At 43.9% G+C, this 20,581-nt stretch carries 16 protein-coding genes; 3 read left to right on the top strand and 13 right to left on the bottom strand.

What is annotated here, in order from left to right; translation table 11 throughout:
• Positions 1-14: 14 nt before the first annotated feature.
• From K6V21_RS06160 to K6V21_RS06110, 11 genes are all read right to left on the bottom strand, one after another.
• Positions 15-2,990 carry a SusC/RagA family TonB-linked outer membrane protein gene (locus tag K6V21_RS06160; protein WP_224321241.1) on the bottom strand — a complete coding sequence of 992 codons (2,976 nt, stop codon included), beginning with the start codon at positions 2,988-2,990 and terminating at the stop codon, positions 15-17.
• A gap of 212 nt (positions 2,991-3,202) precedes the next feature.
• Positions 3,203-4,822 (bottom strand): DUF6377 domain-containing protein, encoded by a 1,620-nt coding sequence (locus tag K6V21_RS06155; protein WP_217714933.1) that lies wholly within the window; start codon positions 4,820-4,822, stop codon positions 3,203-3,205.
• Between the two features lie 93 nt (positions 4,823-4,915).
• A complete protein-coding gene (locus tag K6V21_RS06150; protein WP_224321240.1) occupies positions 4,916-5,902 on the bottom strand; it encodes a lysylphosphatidylglycerol synthase transmembrane domain-containing protein in 987 nt (328 codons plus the stop codon).
• Between the two features lie 16 nt (positions 5,903-5,918).
• The gene (gene folK, locus K6V21_RS06145; RefSeq protein ID WP_224321239.1) at positions 5,919-6,386 is read right to left on the bottom strand and encodes a 2-amino-4-hydroxy-6-hydroxymethyldihydropteridine diphosphokinase; all 468 of its coding nucleotides are present in this window, start codon (positions 6,384-6,386) and stop codon (positions 5,919-5,921) included.
• Between the two features lie 7 nt (positions 6,387-6,393).
• Positions 6,394-6,729 carry a hypothetical protein gene (locus tag K6V21_RS06140; RefSeq protein ID WP_224321238.1) on the bottom strand — a complete coding sequence of 112 codons (336 nt, stop codon included), beginning with the start codon at positions 6,727-6,729 and terminating at the stop codon, positions 6,394-6,396.
• 11 nt (positions 6,730-6,740) lie between these two features.
• The gene (queA, locus tag K6V21_RS06135; protein ID WP_217714944.1) at positions 6,741-7,799 is read right to left on the bottom strand and encodes a tRNA preQ1(34) S-adenosylmethionine ribosyltransferase-isomerase QueA; all 1,059 of its coding nucleotides are present in this window, start codon (positions 7,797-7,799) and stop codon (positions 6,741-6,743) included.
• A gap of 123 nt (positions 7,800-7,922) precedes the next feature.
• On the bottom strand, positions 7,923-8,618 hold the full coding sequence (truB, locus tag K6V21_RS06130; protein ID WP_195423223.1) for a tRNA pseudouridine(55) synthase TruB: 696 nt from the start codon (positions 8,616-8,618) through the stop codon (positions 7,923-7,925).
• Between the two features lie 3 nt (positions 8,619-8,621).
• Complete coding sequence (locus K6V21_RS06125) at positions 8,622-9,425, bottom strand: undecaprenyl-diphosphate phosphatase (RefSeq protein ID WP_195352662.1); 804 nt, start codon at positions 9,423-9,425, stop codon at positions 8,622-8,624.
• A 9-nt stretch (positions 9,426-9,434) separates the two neighbouring features.
• Positions 9,435-9,698, bottom strand: coding sequence for a DUF3098 domain-containing protein (locus tag K6V21_RS06120; protein ID WP_044262867.1), 264 nt, complete (start codon positions 9,696-9,698; stop codon positions 9,435-9,437).
• A gap of 101 nt (positions 9,699-9,799) precedes the next feature.
• The gene (locus K6V21_RS06115; RefSeq protein ID WP_044262865.1) at positions 9,800-10,681 is read right to left on the bottom strand and encodes a cell division protein FtsX; all 882 of its coding nucleotides are present in this window, start codon (positions 10,679-10,681) and stop codon (positions 9,800-9,802) included.
• A gap of 42 nt (positions 10,682-10,723) precedes the next feature.
• A complete protein-coding gene (locus K6V21_RS06110; RefSeq protein ID WP_217714947.1) occupies positions 10,724-11,626 on the bottom strand; it encodes a class I SAM-dependent methyltransferase in 903 nt (300 codons plus the stop codon).
• Between the two features lie 197 nt (positions 11,627-11,823).
• Here K6V21_RS06110 and K6V21_RS06105 point away from each other — a divergent pair, with 197 nt between their 5' ends.
• Both K6V21_RS06105 and K6V21_RS06100 read left to right on the top strand, forming a co-directional pair.
• Positions 11,824-13,809 carry a DUF3858 domain-containing protein gene (locus K6V21_RS06105; RefSeq protein ID WP_195352665.1) on the top strand — a complete coding sequence of 662 codons (1,986 nt, stop codon included), beginning with the start codon at positions 11,824-11,826 and terminating at the stop codon, positions 13,807-13,809.
• Positions 13,810-13,819: 10 nt separating this feature from the next.
• A complete protein-coding gene (locus K6V21_RS06100) occupies positions 13,820-15,709 on the top strand; it encodes a DUF3857 domain-containing protein (protein ID WP_224321237.1) in 1,890 nt (629 codons plus the stop codon).
• Between the two features lie 6 nt (positions 15,710-15,715).
• Here the strand turns inward: K6V21_RS06100 and K6V21_RS06095 are convergent, their stop codons facing one another.
• Positions 15,716-17,983, bottom strand: coding sequence for an alpha-N-acetylglucosaminidase (locus K6V21_RS06095; protein ID WP_224321236.1), 2,268 nt, complete (start codon positions 17,981-17,983; stop codon positions 15,716-15,718).
• Positions 17,984-18,324: 341 nt separating this feature from the next.
• Between K6V21_RS06095 and K6V21_RS06090 the strand changes: the two genes are divergently transcribed.
• Positions 18,325-18,828 carry a DUF3836 domain-containing protein gene (locus K6V21_RS06090; protein ID WP_195352668.1) on the top strand — a complete coding sequence of 168 codons (504 nt, stop codon included), beginning with the start codon at positions 18,325-18,327 and terminating at the stop codon, positions 18,826-18,828.
• Between the two features lie 212 nt (positions 18,829-19,040).
• On the opposite strand, the gene K6V21_RS06085 is transcribed toward K6V21_RS06090, so the two are convergent.
• Entirely contained in the window at positions 19,041-20,579 is a 1,539-nt protein-coding gene (locus K6V21_RS06085; protein ID WP_224321235.1) for a vitamin K epoxide reductase family protein, read from the bottom strand.
• Positions 20,580-20,581: the final 2 nt, after the last annotated feature.

The following is a 20,581-nucleotide window of genomic DNA, read 5'->3' as shown; positions in this document are numbered from 1 at the left end:
TTTTTTTTAATCCGTTAGAAAGTTAAATTAGCACTTAATGAGAATACTCGCGGACGAGGATATATCTCCTTGTCGATACCGCTGTAGATTTCCGGATCGATGCCCGAATATCCGGTAAAGGTAGCCACATTCTGAACACCGAAAGTCAGCCGCAAAGAGCTTGACTGATCCCACAGTTTCTTGAAAGTGTAACCCAATGAGATATTGTCAATCCGGAAGAAGTTTCCTTTCTCCAGGAAGTAGTCCGAGTACAGTTGCTGGTTTTGGAAGCCTGTAGCTTTGGTTCTGCTCAGGATATTCGAGAAGTTTCCCTGGTCGCTGTAAACAGACTGTACATACTGGTCGGCAGCTATGTAGTTATAGACATAATTGCCGAAAGCTCCGTGCCCGCTGATAGCGAAATCCCAGTTCTTATAGCTCAGTTGGGTATTGAAGCCCAGATAGGATTCCGGCAATGCACTCTTGTTGGTGGCATACTTTGTTTCTGTTGCCGATACGGAACCGTCCGGCTGTACATATTGGCCTTCTATCGGTTTGCCATTGTCGTCATAAGCTTGTTTTGCCAGATAGAAAGTATAAGGGCGTTCGCCTACCATGAATACCTGTACTGTTTTACCGGTACCCGAAATGGCTCCGGTCTGTACAAAGTTGGCTTCCGAATCCACTACATTCAGTTTTGTGATCTTTGAATCGTTCCAGGTATAGTTCATGCCTACTGTCCATTTCCAGTCCTTGGTATGTACCGGCACTGCATTAATGGAAAATTCGAGTCCTTTATTATCCATTTCACCGATATTCGTGGTAATCACAGAAGAATAGTTAGTTCCCGAAATCACAGGAATCGTATTCAGCAAATCCTTGGTGTGGCGTTGGTAATAGTCCACAGAACCATAGATACGGTTATTGAGGAAGCCGTAATCCAATCCGATGTTATAAGTCTCGGTAGTCTCCCATTTAATGTCGGAGTCATAACCATTCGGACGATACGTATTATACCATTTATCTCCGAACTGATAGCAAGCTTCAGGATAGGATACTGTGAAAGTTGTCATATAAGGATAGTCGTTCAGAATATCCTGCTGTCCGGTCTGTCCGTAGCTCAGGCGCAGTTTCAGGTCAGACAGAATATCCGAATCTCTCAGGAAAGCTTCCTGGCTGATTTTCCACCCCAATGCCACGGAAGGGAACAATCCCCAACGATTGCCTTTTGCAAAACGGGATGAAGCATCCGAACGCAGCGTAGCAGTAATCATATAGCGGTTATCATACGAATAGTTAAGACGACCGTAAAACGAAAGCAGATAATATTCCGATTCATAATGATTGGGAGAGAAGAGCTCCTTGCCCTCCGGAGAAAAGGTAGTAGCATCAAACTTCTTCCAGAAATGCTGCCAGCCATATCCGCCCATGGCACTGAAGTTATGCTTCTCATTGAAAACATGAGAATAGTTAGCGTATAAGTCCAGCAGATAATTCCGTTTGTTCTGCTTGGAGTCATAGACAAGACCTGTACCGTCCTTCATGTTAGAGGTGTACATCATTCCCGCCAGCTCGGGCACTTCCTTCGAGTATTTACTGGTCAGGACATCGTAGCCCAGGTTCATGTTCAGCTGCAAGTCTTCCAAATGATGTACCTTATAGTTGAAGGATGCATTGCCGATAGAGCGTGTCACTTTATTGCGGATATCCTGCAAGTCAAGCTGTGCCACCGGATTATCCGTCTGGATGGCCATCGGAGAATTACCGTTCATCCAGATAAAATATCCCAACCCCGGATCAGTAGCTGCAGTGGCACTTCCGGTCTTAACCGGACGTGTAGGATCATAGCGAAGCGCGTTATTTACGACGCTTTCATCGACTTTCTTATTATTCTCATAAGACACTTTCAGGTTCAGATCAACCGTGAGATGATTATCAAAAAACTTAGGCGAAATACCTCCGTTGAATGTAAATCTCTCGTAGTTATTGGTACGTATGACACCGTTCTGATTGGTATATCCCACCGAAAGGCGATAAGGAGCATTTTGCTTCACTTTACCCGATACAGAAAAGTTGTGTTCCTGTCCGAATGCCGTCCGGTAGATTTCATCCTGCCAGTCGGTCGATGCTGTGCCTAAGGTCACAGAAGCCGGTACTCCGGATACAGTGGGAACAAACTGGCGAAATTCATCGGCAGAAAGAATATCCAGCGTTTCAGTAACTGTACTTACTGACAGGTTCGTTGAATAATTAAAGCGCAAATTGGTATCAGCCCCTTTCTTCGTAGTGATTACAATCACACCGTTCGAAGCCCGCGAACCGTAGATAGCCGTAGCCGACGCATCTTTCAGCACCGTAAAGGTTTCTATATCATCGGGATTAATACCACCAATCACATTGCCACCACCTTCGATAGTAGAGTTATCAACCGGTACACCGTCAATCACAATCAACGGATCGTTGGAGGCGGAAAGCGAAGCACCGCTTCGGATGCGAATCGTGGCGCCTGTACCCGGAGCACCGGAACTGGATACTACGTTTACTCCCGGTACTTTACCCACCAGGGCATCCTGAGCGGTTGTGCGCAGTCCCTTATTAAAGTCATCGGGCTTAATGGCTGTTACCGAGCCTGTTGCATCCGACTTCTTTACACTACCATAGCCGATGACAACCACATCTTCAAGCATCTCGCTATCTTCCGTCATCACGACCTTCATGTTGGCAGAAGCAGGCATCTCCACGTTTTTATACCCTATATAGGTAATCAGTAATGTAGCCTTAGGATTTGTGATCGAGAGAGTGAAGTTACCGTCCACATCACTGATCGTTCCGTTCGACGTTCCTTTCTCCAAAATATTAGCTCCAATAATAGGCAGATTATCCTTATCGAGGATATTGCCCTTTACAACCGTTTTCTGTGCGGCAACGCTCACACTGAAAACCAAAGCAAACAGTACCCAAACATACCGCCATCTACTTCCAAAAGTTTCCGGATTCTTCTTGTTTTTCATAATAGTTTTAAATTAGTTTATTATACGTGTAACAAAGGCATCGCGTGTCTCATACGATACGAAGCAAAAGTAATTCCAATGGTATAGCAGAACAACTACACGAAGCGGAAAAGTAAGTAAATAAAGAAGAGAATAGAAAGTAACATCTTATTTATCAACACATTGACCAATAAGAATAAAAGAGAAAAAGTAAGATCAAAGGAAGTATAAAATTACAGTTTCTGTACCTGAATTGCCAGATCCTTGCCCGGAATGATCGCTTTATTCCGCATTTTCATCCGGTAGTTGTAAACCGTCTGAAGTGAATAATGAAGGAAGTTGGCAATCTTGGAATTATCGTTTATACCCAAACGTATGAGAGCATATATACGCAACTCGGGCGTCAGCAATTCACCTTCCTTCAGCTGCACACGCTCTTCTTCCTTCAACAAAGCATTAAACGACTCCACAAAATTAGGAAAGATGGAAAGGAATATAGTATCAAACTTACTGATGAAAAGCTTGAAATCATCGGAAGTGGAAGATTGTCCGCGGAGTGTCTTTGATATATCCGCCATAGAGCCTGTATTTGCAATCTTCAGTAATGCCTTGCGGTCGTTCTCCTGCTTATAGATATATTCGGAACATATATTGAACAGCAACCCGATATATTCTTCCTTGATATGATTTGATTCCTGAATCTGCTCATTCATCCGGGTGAGGTTCCCAGCCATTTCCTGCAAGCGCAGATTCTGTTCGGCCAGCGATTGCTTCACCTTCAGCAATTTGGTATTCTTCTTACGGATAAAGAAGAAAGCGACAACCAGGGCTATTACCAATATCAGGAGTATCAGAAGGGAAAAGAGCACCCGATTCTCATCAGCCTTAATACGCGCATCATTAGCGGCCTGAATGATGGGGAGATATCCGGCAATGTCGATAAAGCGATAGCGGGCTTTCCCGAAGTTCACATCTTCCAGCGAACATGAAATATAATTATAAGCCCTTGCAATGTCTCCTTCCCGGAAGAGAAGTATTGCCAGATGCTGCAAAGACATATACACCTTCTTGGCATTGGCAATATCAGTCAATGAAGCCAGAATAAGATAATGCCTTGCCTGCAAAGTATCCTGCTTTCCCAAATACAATTCTGCCAGAAGATACTCCATTCTCGCTCTGTCCGAATTATCTTCTGCACTTTGCCCGTAATAATCCTCCAGCAGCCGGATAGCCTCATCCCACTTTCCGGACATACTCAGTCGACCGCATTTATTGGTAACATAGCTGGAAGAGTGTGGTTCGCTAATCGCAATCAGGGTGTCTTTATAAGCCTTTATCTGCTGCCAGGCAAGTTGTTTGCCGGGGTCATCTATGGCATCATTATAGCAGGATAAGTAAATGGTGTGGTATAGATAATAGAAATAAGTATCCTTTTTTACATCCTCCGTCCGTTTCACCTTGCCAAGCATAATCAACGCATTCTCATGCTTTCCCATTTTGTTCATTACATCGGCTATGTTCATCAGCCCCTGATTGATTAGTGTTTCATCCTTCAGACTTTCTGCCAGTTGCAGTCTCTCCTTTGCGATAATCATAGCCGTATCAATCCGAAATGAACGATATTTAGTGAACAGATTCCCTAATATATCAAACCTGAGTTTATCATCTTCCGCATAATCCAGCGTCCGGCGAATGTCTGCTATTTCCTTTTCCACTTTTTGCTGGTAAACCTCACGATGCTCGATCATCTTATCCAGTTTTAAAAGCAGGGCATCGTCGTCCGCTTTGACCGCAGCCCACAGACCGGAACAAATAAAAAGACAAAATAAGATAGAAACAGAATATCTGGACATTAGACTACCGGTTATATACTTCAAGAGCAAAGATATAGATTTTTTCTCTATGATAATCCGTGTACTGCCTCTTTTTAGCAGATAAAAGGCAGCTTACTTCTTATTACCGATCTTTATCAAAGCCATTCCGATAGCTATCCATAATAATTCGCGTATGCGGGTAATCAGCCCCACATAAACGCCCAATGCCGGGGACATGTGCAACCCGTCCACAGCCAATGCCAAACCACCTTCGCGTGCGCCCAGCTGCATCGGAAAGAAGAAAATCAGATTACTAAACAAAGAAGAGAAGGCTAGTATCAACACACAATCCCACCCGTTAACGTCCGGTGTGAAAACGCTTAGAATAATGTATATTTCAAGACTGGAGAGTATGCGTGCCGAAAGTTCCAATAGCAAAGAACTATAGAAAGTTATCTTATGCTGGCTATGCAGCAAGGCTATCTGACTATCAATCTGTTCCAGAGTATCTTTTTGCTTCACAACGAAACTATGCGCCCACTTCCTGATAAAGGGTACCTTCTGTAAGAACCGGAAAGTCTTCACCGCCATCCCATTTTTATATCCACGGGTAAAGAAATAGATAGCCAACAGACAAAATACCCCTATTGCAGTAAGCAATATTGCCATAAAGGTATTCACAGAATACAGGAAGATATATAAGAATATGGAAAGAAACCAGAACCAAAAGTGAGAAAAGATGTGCATCATCACATACAAAATGACCGAAGACGTAGCTTTACTTACACCTACATAGGGAGTCAGTTCCATAATCCGATACGGTTCACCGCCCATCAGTCCGCCGGGTGTAGCGTAATTTATGGCAAAGCCTGTGATCGACAACTTGCAGACCTTCCAGAAAGGAACGCTATATTTACGGTCGTCCCTGATTATCAGATACCATGAACAGGTATTTATCAGATAGACAAAGAACCACAACAACATGATTACAGGAAACCAAAAGCCTATGCGCTTCACGTTCTCCCAAATGTCGGAATAATCCATATCCATTGTACAAAGCATGATGACAATGGCGAGTATGCCGAAAAGCAAGAACAAGTTACGGTATTTATTCTTCATTGCAGGAAACCGATTATTAATCAGTCAGATCACGATAGATATCCCCCAGTGTTCTTCCTAATACCGGGTGCATCACATCGGGCGCAATCTCCGCCAGCGGCTCCATCACAAAGCGGCGTTCCCGCATCAGCGGATGAGGCAATTTCAGTGTAGGGGTATCCAGAATAAGATCATCATACAACAACAAATCGACATCTATCACACGGTCACTATACACACCGTTCACTGATTTATGGGTACGCCCCATCTCCTGTTCAACGGACTGGGTTATGGAAAGTATCTCCAACGGTGGAAGTGAAGTCTCCGCACAAACGGCAGCATTCAGGAAAGCATTATCAGAATCAAACCCCCACGGGGCAGTAGCATAAAAAGCGGACAGGGAAATAATCTTCCCTATCCGCTCTTCTATCTTGTGTACAGCAGTCCGGAGATTCTGTTCTTTATCTCCCAGATTAGTGCCGAGGCCTATATACACTTTCGCCATCACCAGTCTATTCTATCTTAAATTCCCGTTCCCTATCCAAAGGAACAAAAAATTCTACTTTACCACATTTAGGACAGACATATAGGTCAAAGGCTTCGCGATTCTGGAATAGCTCAAAAAGATTCCCCAAAACACCTGTGTTCATTCCTTCATAAAACTCATATTTTCCAGAATAAGCCATCTTGACCTGACAGCGTAAACAGTCAATAGACAGCCCTCTATCATCGTTCTCTCCTGCCAGATTCATATCCAATATCTTATTATCCGGAAAGCTATAATTACAGTTCCAGCAGATCTCAAAGCTATCTTCTACTTCTTCGTGGCACTTAGGACATATTTTCACAACTGTACTTTTTACTTATCCGTAATCAACATCGCATCCCCATACGTACCGAAACGGTAACCTTCCTTCAAAGCCACATTGTACGCCTCCATTACCTGATCGTAGCCACCGAAAGCGGCAACAATCATCAGCAACGTGGAAAGCGGCATGTGGAAGTTGGAAATCATCGAATTGGCTACTGTAAAGTCATAGGGAGGGAAGATAAACTTGTTAGTCCATCCTTCGTATGCCTTCAGGTGACCGTCTGTGCTTACGGTGCTCTCAATGGCACGCATCACAGTGGTACCTACAGCGCAAACCTGTCTGTTCAGGTCTTTGGCACGATTTACAATGCCGACAGCTTCTTCGTTCACAATCATCTGTTCAGAATCTGTCTTGTGCTTCGTAAGGTCTTCCACATCAATATCACGGAAGTTACCCAAACCGGCATGCAGCGTGATATACGCAAAATCGATACCTTTAATTTCAAGACGCTTCATCAACTCACGGCTGAAGTGCAGACTCGCAGTAGGAGCCGTCACCGCACCCTCATTACGGGCAAAGATAGACTGGAAACGCTCCGAATCTTCCGCCTCTACAGGACGGTTGATGATGCTGTGAGGCAGCGGAGTTTCGCCCAACGCATACAAAGCCTTCTTAAACTCATCGTGCGGACCGTCATAGAGGAAACGGAGCGTACGGCCACGAGACGTTGTATTGTCGATAACTTCAGCTACCATAGAGTCGTCATCACCGAAATACAGCTTATTGCCGATACGGATCTTACGAGCAGGGTCTACCAACACATCCCACAGACGGAGTTCTTCATTCAACTCACGCAAAAGGAACACTTCAATACGGGCACCAGTCTTCTCCTTGTTGCCATACAAACGGGCAGGAAATACTTTCGTATCATTGAAAATGAACACATCCTTATCATCAAAGTAGTTCAAAACGTCTTTGAATTCTTTGTGCTCAATCTCACCTGTCTTTCTATGCAGCACCATAAGGCGCGACTCGTCTCTGTACTTTGTAGGGTGCAAAGCAATCTTCTCTTCCGGAAGCTTAAATTTAAATTGCGACAGTTTCATATTATTTGAGTTTTTAAGTTTTAAGTTTTTGAGTTCATTAGTAAGCTACAAGTTACGAGCTACAAGCTACAAGTGCCATACGGTTTATAGCGTAGCCACTTGTAACTCGTAGCTTGTAGCTTGTCACTCTTCTATCTCCTGAGCGTCTATCCACTCTTTAAAATCCATCGGATCGAGGCAATCTTCCAGCCGGACATCACCTACACGGGTGCGTTCCAAAGCCGTAAGATGGGCGCCACTGTTCAGCGCTTCACCAATGTCGCGGGCCAAGGCACGGATATAAGTACCTTTACTGCATACCACACGGACTTTAATTTCCGGCAGATTACATTCCAGCAACTCTATCTCGTCAATCACCAGCAACTTCGGTTTCAACTCTACCTCTTCGCCCTTACGTGCCAGGTCATAGGCGCGTTTGCCATTTACCATACAGGCCGAAAAGGCGGGGGGAACCTGCTGTATCTCACCGATAAATGTCTTCAACGTTTCTTCCACCAACTCCCGCGTGATATGCTCAGTAGGGTAAGTGGCATCTATCTCGTGTTCCAAATCGTAAGAGGGGGTAGTGGCACCCAACTGAATGGTAGCGACATACTCCTTCGTATGATACTGGAACTCTTCTATTCTCTTCGTAGCCTTACCCGTACAGACAATCATCACCCCTGTTGCCAAAGGATCGAGCGTACCGGCATGGCCTACTTTCAACTTCTTTACTTTCATCCGCCGGCAGATGTGGTAACGCGCATGCCCCACAACCTTGAACGATGTCCATCCCAGCGGTTTATTGAAATATAGTACTTCTCCTTCTTTAAACTTCATCCGTTATCCTTGCATTTGTGACAGTACGATGGTTACGATACCGGCTATTGCACAATAAACAGCGAAGTATACCAATTTTCCTTTCTTCACAATATTAATCATCCACTTACAAGCCAGACAACCCGCCACAAAAGCTGCAATAAATCCTATCAGCAATGATAACGTTGAAATGCTTCCGGCAATCTCTTCTCCTTTCATCAACTTGATACCATCCAGCAGCCCTTCACCCAATATCGGAGGCATTACCATCAGGAAAGAGAACTGAGCCAGCTTTGCTTTATTGTCACCCAGCAACAATCCGGTTGCAATCGTGGTACCGGAACGTGAAAGTCCTGGAAGCACCGCACAAGCCTGAGCCAAACCTATAATGAACGCATCTTTCATGGAGATGTTCTCCTTCTGCTTCGGTTTATAATAATAAGAGAATGACAGCAAAGCAGCCGTTACCAGCAACATGCAACCCACAACCAGCAGGCCTGAACCGAAAACTGCCTCCACCTCATCTTTAAAGAACACACCCACAATGCCGATAGGCACCATAGATATCAGGATATTGATTACATAACGTGTTTCATCATTCATCTGAAACTTAAACAGTCCCTTGAAAATCCATTCGATTTCTTTCCACAAGACCACCATTGTACTGAACACCGTAGCTACGTGCACTACCACCGTAAATGCTAAATTTTCCTCTCCCTGAATACCAAACAATGCCGAACCGATAGCCAAATGTCCGCTACTACTTACCGGCAAATACTCTGTCAATCCCTGGATCAAGCCCAGGATGAGCGCCTCAAACCATTCCATGTAGTTGATTTATGAATTATAATTTTTTATTCCTTCATTATTCATTTGCTTGTCACGCGGTTTGCGCAATACAGCGTATATCATGAGTAAAAAACCCACAAGACATACTACGGGAGCTACTTTAATACGTCTCGCACTAAAAATATCCGGTTCAAAATGTGTCGGGGTAGACACCGGACCGGTCATCAGAATAAAACCGATAATCACCACCGCCATTGCAACGGCAAGCAGGATAAAGTTAGTTTTATCGAAAGCAAATTTCTCTTTACTCATCTCTTTATTTATGATTTAATTATTTACAATTTAACTTCACTCAAAACATCTCTTATTCCTCTATTAATGTATAGTTCCGGTTGAAGTTGTAATGTTCAATACTATATATAATAAAGCGTACTCGCCTTCATCCGCAGGAACTTATTGATGGACAGGTATGCACAGAACCACGTGATACACACTCCGAACCCAAGCACCGATACGGAAACCAGCAACATAACATTGGGTGTGATTACACTGATCAGGTCAGGCTCATACACCACCAGCCAATATGCCGCAGCCCACAGAACACCATCGGCAATGACAGCCGCCAACACACCGATCCAGAAGTTACGCCACAGGAACGGACGCCTGATAAAACTCCAACTCGCACCTACCAGCTTCATCGTATGAATCAGGAAGCGTTTAGAGTAAATAGTCAACCGGATGGTATTATTGATCAATGCAAAGGAAATGAAAGCCAGTAATACAGCCAATCCCAACAACATCAAACTGATATTACGGATATTCTCATTAACCATATTTATCAGGTCTTCCTGATAACGCACTTCCTGTACATTGGTATTCTTCTTTATTTCTTTTTCTATTTTGGCAATACTGTCGGTATTCGCATAATCGGAGTGCAGCTTCACTTCGATAGAAGCATGAAGAGGATTGTATCCCAGAAAATCCTGCGGATCTGTCCCCATGGCTTCAATCTGTTCACGAAGCGCCTGCTTCTTCGAAATATACTCCGTAGACCGTACGAATACTTCCTTATCCAGTCTTTTTTGTAACTTCAGAATATCCGTTTCCTTCATATCATCGCTGATGATAATAGAGAAATTGATATTCTCCTTTACATACACAGAAAGATTGTGAGCAGTCAGTACGAAAAACACCACCAATCCCAGCAGCAATAACACCAGCGTCGTACTGATGCTGGAAGTAATGAACTGCATATCAAAATAGGATACGGAATTATTCTTGCTTTTCGTCTTCATGCCTTATCATCTTACCATTTTATCATCTTACCACCTCATATCTTATTTCTGCTTCTTCCTGAATACATAAATCATCGAGCTGCTTCGCTCCTTGCTCGCCAACGCGCTGAACCACGCTAACGTACCACTGAGTATCCCCCGGAAGAAAGACATCGAATGTCCCATATACTTTTCGCTTAGCATCGACACATAGAATGCATCAAATGGCATCGGATGGCGTGCAGCCAATATAAATTCATGCTTTGCTCCCAATCTCTGAATAGTGCCGGGCGTAAAATGCCATAAATGACGGGGAACATCGTAGGCAGCCCAGTGCGCACCATATTTCTTCGCATCATACGAGGAGCAATTGGGCACGGCAATAATCAACACGCCTTTTTCCGTCAACAGGCTATTCAGTGTATCCCACGTTTCATTCAAATGTTCCAGATGTTCCATTACATGCCACAAAGTGATGACATCAAAACTTCCGGGAGCAAAATCCTGTAATGCGGTATCGGGCTTCACATCCAGACCGAAATGTTCTTTGGCGAAGGCACGCGCCTGCGCATTCTTCTCCACTGCTTCCACCTGCCAGCCCCGCCGCTTCATGGTATCGGCAAAATATCCTGTTCCCGTACCGATATCCAGCAAATGTCCTTCTTTCCGGTGTGCTTCACGAGCCACCAGACGTGCCTTGCGCCCCAGCATATAACCACGCACCCAATGGTACGCCTTATTCATGAGGCCCTTTTTCGTATCAGAATGGGAAATATAATCGGGAGTCTCATAATATTTGCCTATCTCAGCCTCCACAGGAAAATCTTGCGTAAAGAGAAAGTCGCAATCCTGACAGCGGCACAGATAAAATGCCTCGCTGGAAGCATAGTGGTCTATGCAAGTCATAGCACGCTCTATATGCGCACTACCACATACCGGACAGACTTTTATGGTGAGTTTATTCATTGAACGTTCTGCAATAATGAAGTGCAGCCTGAACTGAACAGACCGCACTATACCCGAATTTGGTGCAAAATAACAAATAAAAAGTGACGCATCGGGCTTTCTTTAAGGAGATTTAATAAAAGAGAAGTTTAAACACTTGTTTTAAATAAAAAAAACATATATTTGTCGGTACAAGAACACTTCAATTACATACTATCATGAAAAACGCTTTACTCTCCTTACTTTTTTGCTTCTGCTGTTTTCAGCTATTCGCTGACGGACAAACTATTCTACCGAACCGGAAATTCGGCAAACCTACCATGGAAGAACTGAACATGGCTGTTTATGAACCCGACTCCAGCGCCACCGCCGTTATCCTGTGTAAGCTGACTGACGTCAGTTATAAATGGGGAATAGAAAGCTTCCGGCTGGTTTCTGAGTATAAAGTAAAAATCAAAGTACTCAAACCGGAAGGAACCTCCTATGCCGATGTCACCATTCCCTACTACGAACTGCCTAATAACGCCATGAAAGAAAATATAATCGGACTGGATGCCAGCGCCTACAACCTGGAAAACGGAAAAATTGTACGTACCAAAATGAAGAAAGATGTAGTGTTCAAGGAGCGTGTGGGCGAAAGCCGGATGAACCTGAAATTCTCCATTCCGCAGGTGAAAGCCGGAACGCTGATAGAGTATGAATACCGGGTAGAGTCCGATTTCTTCTTCAGCATCGACAGTTGGAAAGCACAAAGTGATATTCCTATCTTATATACCGAATATAATGTCACCATACCCGAGTATTTCAAATTCAACATAGAGATGCACGGTGCGGAAAAGCTGGAAACCGTAAACGAAAGCGCTTCCCTCAACTTATCCATCGGATCGCAATTGCTCCGATGCTCCGGGACGCATCTGAACTTCCAGGGCAACCAACTCCCCGCTTTGAAAGACGACAGTCATGTGTGGTGCGCGGATGACTACTGCACACAAGTAAACCTGGAATTGCAGGGAATTGATTTCCCCGGTTCCCTCTACAAATCGTTCACCCAAAGCTGGGAACAGATTGACGAAACATTACTGAAGGACTCGGACTTCGGTAGCAGACTGAAAATGAACAATCCGCTCAAAGAAGAAATGACTGCCCTGCATCTGGAACAAATGAAGGGAGCGGACGAAAAGATATGCGCCATCTACACGTTTCTGAAAAACAAAGTGAGATGGAATGAGAAATATGCCTTATATAGCAAATCACCCAAGCAAGTGCTGAAAGAAGGCACAGGCAGCAATGCCGACATCAACTTTATCCTTATCAGCATGCTGAAAGATGCCGGAATACCCGCCTATCCGGCAGTAATGAGCCGCCGGGATATGGGTATACTTCCTTATAGCCATCCCAGCATCCAGAAACTAAATACATTTGTCGTAGCCATTAGCCCTACAGACAGTACTCTGGTTTATCTGGACAGTTCCGTAGAAAATGGCTACCTTAATGTCCTCCCTCCTGTACTGATGACCAACCGTGCGCGTATTATCGCTCCGGACAATCACAGTCAGTGGGTCAGTCTGGAAAATGTAGGGGCAAACCTGCTGAGATCAAGCGTGAAGGCCGGAATTTCTTCTGAAGGAGTTGTTACAGGCACACGTGAAACTGTTTATATAGGTCAGTATGCCTCCCGTTTGCGTAACAAATACCGCACAGCCAAGGACAGTACCGAGTTTGTCAGCAAACTGGCTTCCGAAGAGAACATACAGGTGAAAAAACTCCAGATGGAAGGGAGAACCCACTTCTCACCGCAAGTACATGAACTGGTAGAATTTGAAAAGCAGTACACTGTTAACGATCAGTTCATTTACGTCAATCCGCTTGTATTCCTGCATGTCTCCGAGTCCCCCTTCAAACAGTCGGAACGGAAACTTCCCGTAGAATTTCCTTACACAGACCAGGTGTCCCTAACCATAAATCTGACCATTCCGGAAGGATACACAGTCGATGAAAAGCCGGAGAATCAGAGATTGCAGACAAGTGACGGACAAGTGCTTTGCCGATATATAATCACGCAACAGAATAATCAGGTCACACTCAGGTATTCTTTCCGGTTGCAGAAGCTGCTGTTCCTGCATACTGACTATCCTGAACTGCAACAATTATGGGAATTGATCGCCAAGAAGAATAATGAAATGATGGTTTTAAAGAAACTGTAACGCGGAAATTATGAAAATGAACAAATTATTTTTCGGTCTCCTGCTACAAGCCGCCTTTTACTCCGGCAGCCTGTACGCTCAAGCAGATTTGCGTACCGACGCATACTCTATCATACAAGATGCCGTAACGGATATCGTATGCAGTTCATCCACCGATGCCATCCAGAAAGAGAAACGTGTGATACAGGTATTGAATGAAAAAGGAAAAGAAGATGCCTCCTTTGTCTGTCTGTGCGACCGTTTTTCCTCTCTGAAAAAGTTCTCCGGAGAAGTTCGGGACGCCTCCGGCAATGTGATCCGGAAAATTAAAAAGAGCGAACTGAAGATTACCGAATATTCAGACGGCCTTGTCAGTGACGACTATTACTATTTCTTCGAATATACCCCGTCACGATATCCTGTTACCATCACCTACGAGTGGGAGATAAAGAACAGCGATGGACTGATCGGCTACCCCAGCTTCGTTCCGCAAAAGAGTTATAACCAATCCGTTGCACAGGCAAGTTACCGTATTCTGACTCCGGCTGACAATCCTTGCCGTTACCGGACCATCAATATGCAGGCAGAAGTCAGCCAGCAACAGACAGCTGACGGAAACTGGCTGACAGAAGTCAAAGTCCAGTCTCTGCCCGCTATCAAAAAAGAGCCCTACAGCCCTTCTCTATCCGAATTGCTGCCCCGTATCTACTTCACTCCCCTGAATTTCTCTTTCGAAAGAACTAAAGGGAGTATGGAAAGCTGGCAATCGTATGGCGAATGGCAATATCAGTTATTGAGTGGAAGAGACCAGCTTCCTCCGGCACTAAAGGAGGAATTACAAAAACGGACGGCAAACTGCAATACCCCGTATGAAAAAATAGCCGCAATCTATCAGTATCTCGCATCCACTACCCGCTATGTCAGCATACAGCTAGGAATCGGAGGTCTGCAACCCATAGCCGCCACCGATGTAAACCGCACCGGCTTCGGAGACTGCAAAGGACTATCCAACTATATGCGTGCCATGCTTACAGAGCTGGGTATTCCATCCGTTTACACCGTAATCAGCACTACTAATAGGCGTTTATTAGCCGACTTTGCCAGTGCCAATCAAAACAACCATGTCATCTTACAAGTACCGTTACCCAATGATACGCTTTGGCTGGAATGTACCAATCCTACTTTACCCTTAGGCTACGTGCATCATTCCATTGCAGGGCACGATGCTCTACTCGTTGGTCCCAACGGCGGAACTCTTTGTCAATTGCCAACGTATGCGGACTCTCTGAATACACAAGTCAACAACACCCTCGTAACCCTGCAACCGGATGGAAGTGCTAAAGTAGAAGTCAAACAAACCTCCCGCCTGTTTCAATATGAAGACATGGCATCCATTATCGACATGGAGCCTGCCCGGCAGAAAGACTGGCTACGCTCCGACATCAACCTGGTACAGGCTAAAGTCGATGCCATCCGCGCTAACGAAATCAAGCAGAAAGAGCCTCAACTGGATATCTCGTACACCATCGAAAGCGAACAATATGGAAACAAAACCGGAAAACGCCTGTTTATCCCGATCAATATTTTCCACAGAAGCTTTTACAGTCCGAACAACCAGGGAGAACGCACCCAAAGCATTCAAACCAATTATGGCTATCTCGATATAGATAGCATCAGCATCCGCCTGCCGGAAGGGTATGAAATAGAATCATTGCCTAAACCCGTTGATCAGGAAAGTAAATTCGGCAAGTTCCGGTCTTCCATTACCTTGGGCGAAGCAGGCAATGTTTTTATCGTTCATCGCCTGCTCTATCACCAAGGCAATTACCCCAAAGAAGACTATACCGATTTCCTGGATTTCCGCAAAAGTATCGCTACTCAATACGGGGCAAAAATAATATTGAAGAAAAGTGGGGAGTAACTACTATTACTCCTCACCGACATTTTCATAAGTACGTTCTTCCCTGATTTCTCCCACACCCGAGAAGTCCGCATAATATTCACGAGACAGCTTCAGGTATTTATCAAACAAACGACGGGTAACAACCAGCTCATCCCCATGAGTGACAGGTGTTCGTGCTTTACCCGTCTGATCCACATAGGCAAGTTCCCATTCAGCAAGCCGGTTGTAAAAGTCGTTTGCACGGAAATCTTCTCTACCGTAAGCCAAGGGTAGCCCTTCCTCCTGATAATCAGTACCTGCATCCAAATGTCCCTGCAACATTGTATAGAATTTCTGCCAGCGAGGCAAATAATACCCATTAATCAAACCTGCCCATTCCCTCCATGAATAGTCAAATATACGCGGATCACCATCAGCCCCCCAAATAGTGACCAATGAAGTTGCATCACGTTCCATCAGATCCTTTTCCTCTTTAGTCTCTCCCCAACTGCGGGCTTCCGTCAACCATCTGTCAAAACTATACTCGCTACGTGTATAAAGCAGTTCATCCATATCTCTCAATAATTCAAGAAAACGCCCTGAGTGCAAGGCAAAGGCCGCTTTATCTCTGGAAGCAAATGCTTCTGCCGCCTTTTTGTGCACTAATTGTCCCAGATTAGTCATCATCTGGCGTTGCACATCTACAATATCAAAACGATAAGGTTTGGAAAATGCCAGTTTATCAGCATCCTTCAAAAGTTGCGATTGAGCCTGAATCACCAACATCGGTTCATAAGGAATACCCAAACCCGCATTCGGGCCAGACTTCTTTACATTCAATGCCGGACGAGCAGCTACAATAGAGCTCCTTTCCGTTCCATTCGTACCCCGACGATAAGGACCTTCCAACAGGTACATCCACGCTTTTCCGGCAGCAGCTGATTTCGCTCCATACCGACGTTCGGCATAAGCAGCAATCCATGCCTGCAAAGGGATACTATCAGCATGATTGGGCATTTCAAAAGCCAGTTCATAGTAAACAGGATTCTGCTCAATGGCCTCCATAAAAAGTCCGGATCCGCACACATTCGGATAACGCGCCTTCGCTTTCTTATACTGGTTAGAAGCCAGCAAAGCTAAATCGCCATGCATATTGATACGCCCGCCAAAATTGTGAAGATTACCAGCTATCACAGGATATCCCCAACCACCGTTAGCAGCAGTTTTCGATCCGTTTAAGTCCAATATCAGTAAAGATTCCTTAGGAACAGCTTTCACTATATCTTCCCGCATACTCCATGCCTGCATCACCCACAAAGCTCCCGCATCAAATGTCTGGAAAAGCTTATGTATGGTCTGCCCCACCCCTGTCAGATATTCAGGTGTATCTATCGGGGGAGCGCTCTCATGAAAAGGATCGGCTGCGTATACTCCATAACTACCAAACAATTTATCCTGCTCTTCCAGAAAGGCCAAGCCCATTTCATGAAACAAAGGGTCAGTCGGGTCTAGTTGAGCAGTACCGTCAAAACCACACCACTTCCGTTTCATGCTGATTTTGGCTTGCGGATATTTAGCTTGCAATTCCCGCGGAACATATCCTGAAAAGCCCTGCTGAATAGGTTGCATCCCTAATTCCAACTGACGCGCCAGTATCTTTTTACCCAATATGACATGCTTGTCTATCACCGATTTAGGCAAAGGACCTCCATAACTCTGAATATTCTGCATCCACTGCCACGCCGAATGTCCCGGCCCAGTGAGAAAAGCCCGGGCTTCTTCTTCCGTAAAATTAAAACGTAACAGCGTATTATACCATACACCATCCAGCCCTACAGAAAACAAAGGCATATTGATAGCATTCATCGCCATGTAGTCCAGTTCTTGTTGCCAACGTTCCCAATTCCACCACGCCGCAGTATAGCTTACCGTACAATAGTTCATGTAAACGCGGTATTTACCATTAATAATCCTCCGTTCTTTATTCGCAGGTTGTGGCAATTTTGCAGGCAATTTCAATTGATTACCAAACCAAGATACATGGGCGTGGCACGTATACTTCAAATACCAGTTGAAAGCAGTTGCCAAGGAAACAGCATTGTTTCCCCGCAGGATAATTCTCTGCCCGTCACCATCCACTTCATAAACATCACTTCCATTTTCCGGATGTATCATCTCTAACCGATACTGCGAAACATAACCGGGAGTAACCCGCTCTATCAAGTCATACACTGCCTTTTCCGACGCTCCGCCACCCCATACCGGCAAACTACTGAAACAAATAAACAAGGTAATTAAACAGAAATTCTTCATAGCATATTATTTGGGAGACAAAGATAGTTGTGCTATCGATAAAAAGATATTGATAATGTACCAAATCTTTGCACTCATGTCTCAAAAGGAATAAATATTTTGTTTTATCCCGGCCACTGTTCGATAATAAGCGGACAACTGTCCGATAATGAACAGCTTAGCATTTCTCGTATTTGCTGATTTTCAACTACTTATCACTTTGGCACAGGAATTGACTATTATTAAGCGAAAGCGGTCAGCAAAAAAAATAAAGATTATCTGCCACTTTTCAGCAAGTAGTTCCGTCTAACAGATAAGAGCGAAAGCCAAATAGAAATAGTAACAATTAAAAAATAAAGATTATGAAAACTACAAGTTTATTTAAAGCAGTCGCATTGGTAGCTATTATGGTAGCAAGTGTTCTCAACTCCGAAGTGAAAGCTCAGGACGGTTTCATAACGAATCAAGTGATGAACGGCGAATTAGTCGCATCCAAAACTATCTTCAAGCAAGAAGGCTCTTATTTGCAACGCCACATGCAATACACTTTTACTTATGACGACCAAAACCGTCTGATTAGCAAAGAAGCATCCAAATGGGATGGTGCAAAAGATGCGTGGGTGCCCTATTTCAAGATGACTTACCAGTACAGCGATAATGAAATAACCATGAATTACGCACGCTGGAACGAATCTCACAAAGCTTATGATGAAGCCGTTCAGAAAAGCATATACGAACTGAATGACGCAAATATGCCGACGGCTTACAAAGCCTACAAGCAAGACAACAAAAACAAATCAGATTGGACTCTGGTTAACCACAAGCAGATGGACTTCACGACCAATCTATTAGCAATTGCAAAGTAATAAATATAGAAATTAAAGTTAACAATTAGTTGAAAAGCACGGGCCGGGAGGCTCGTGCTTTTTTAGTTATCCGATTACAAAACAGCTATAAAGCACCTAATACCATTATATTGAATGCTACTGTTACTGAAGCCCAACTTCTGTTGAGCTATCAGTATCAGATAAACAAAGTTAAGGTTCCGGTTATTAATTACTAAATCTACAATAAATCTTTATGTCAATACAAATCTTAAATCTGATAATGGGTATACCTCCGGCACATAATGCTTATTCACTATGACAGAAGGGGTTTTACTTATCTTTTGTTCCCGACAATATATCTGTTGTTTTGTCCACACATCACGTACCTCAGCCGTTATACTATATATACCCGCGTCTTCCATGTGCCTGGTTTCATACCACTCCCCCAAAAGCTCTATTGCCCTATCCCAACCGACAAGGTAATAAGCCGCAATAATAACCTGGGCAATTTCCTCACCCAACCTATCATTTGGAAATGTTACCAATACTAATGACACGGGAACACTTGAAGCAATTTCTACTATATGACGATGAACACTTGCACAATTCTTGCAATTGGGATTAGTCACTATCATCAATTCATTACTACCTTCTTTTTGATTATGCAATGCAATATCCCGACTTACCATTTTCCCGATCTGAGGTTTTAATGCCAACAATGTTTGAAAAGTTTCCGGGTTAAGCAGGCTGCCAAAATATTTCTTTAAAATAATCCTTTCCTTTTCTCCGGTTTGTATGGCTCTTAACTGTAGTTCAAAAATCAAACAGATATACCCTATGACCACAAATGCGAAAAGTGAGGATAATGACAGCTCCATTACAAAATCATTTTTCAATATATAAAGAGCTACCGCACTACCCCATACTGCAAAATCAGCCAATACACAAAGCATGCAGGCTTTACGCAAAATAAAAACCTGATAAATAATAGAGTATAAAGAAAGCGTCACGGCTACAGCACAACATACAACAGAAATTATATAAAAATCATCCTGCCGGATTAGCGAGAATAGATAAAGAGGCGCAAAGTATAGCAGAGATAATTCCCCTAACCCTAACCCTGCTATACTTGCCCCTTTAGAGTGAAACACTTCATTGCAATTCACTACCTTACCGATATTACAGAATCGCTCCATGAACTCCCCGTTCACCCGCTCTTTGTAGAGGATGGCGACAGATACGAGTATTCCAAAAACCAATGCAGATAAATAGAACATAAAGGCAAGCGACCGACTCTGACAAAATGCAGTCTGGAGTCCCAATATCAGGACAAAGAGCAAAGCAATAATGAATCTATAACGCAATAAATAAAATACGATATTTCTCATTATATAAAATTGCTCGTTCGGTGTTGCTTCAGTAGGTTCTCCCAATAGGACTGTACCTGTCCAATGCTGTAGAAACTTGTCTACCTTTACATGCTGTTTTCCACCCTCTCCATTGATAAATTCTACGATGAAACCGTCCTTTTTCGTCACAACACAAAAAGATTTTTTGTCCACCTCAAGCATTGTGATAAAAGGAGTTTCCAGTTTTGAAAAGTAATCATGTGACAGGAGCCGAAATACCTCATTTTTTATATGAAGCGCATCCAGTGCATTACTGACGCCGCGCATACTGTCTCCCAACGGAGTACTAAGCAGGCGATGTACAGTATCTCTACTTACTCTCACGGACAATGTCCGCAGATATTGATAAAGTACGACACTGATGTTATCAGCCCCGGTCATGA

The organism is Bacteroides cellulosilyticus, assembly GCF_020091405.1.
Lineage (GTDB): Bacteria > Bacteroidota > Bacteroidia > Bacteroidales > Bacteroidaceae > Bacteroides.
The sequence above is the reverse complement of the archived record's forward strand: the minus strand, read 5'-3'. Positions and strand labels throughout refer to the sequence as shown.